Annotated in this window: 1 protein-coding gene; it reads right to left on the bottom strand. The window is 35.1% G+C overall.

The window, feature by feature from the left end:
• A partial coding sequence (locus tag E0D86_RS21450; RefSeq protein ID WP_165914273.1) for a hypothetical protein occupies positions 1–413 on the bottom strand: 413 nt, incomplete at both ends.

Raw genomic sequence — 413 nt, 5'->3', positions numbered from 1 at the left:
AGCATTGCCTATACCTTGTGAAGTAAGCAATGACGTATCTAAAACTGCATTTGAACCCCTTACATAAGCATAGTAGTAACCTTCTTTTTTCTCAAAATCTGACTGATTAATATATCCTAAATCCAAATTGGTTTCCAATGCTATTTGAACTGCCGTAGACCCCTCAATTTCTAATGCTTGATAAATCTTGTTTTGGGACGGGTCTTGGGAAAAGTTAAAACTTGCTTCGCTCTCAAAACTTTCTCCATAGAAAATATTGTAGTTTGGTATGCCATTATTAAACTCTTGATTATGCAAATATACTTCTCCGTTTTTAAAAGTATAGAAATCTCCTTTGAGCCTAATCATATCTTCGGGATTGAAAGTTTGCGTTCCTAACCATCCGTTGTTGGAATCGCTATAAATCCACGTTA

The organism is Pseudomonas sp. IC_126 (assembly GCF_004331835.1).
Classification (GTDB): Bacteria; Pseudomonadota; Gammaproteobacteria; order Pseudomonadales; family Pseudomonadaceae; genus Stutzerimonas.
This window is presented reverse-complemented; position numbering and strand designations above follow the sequence as displayed.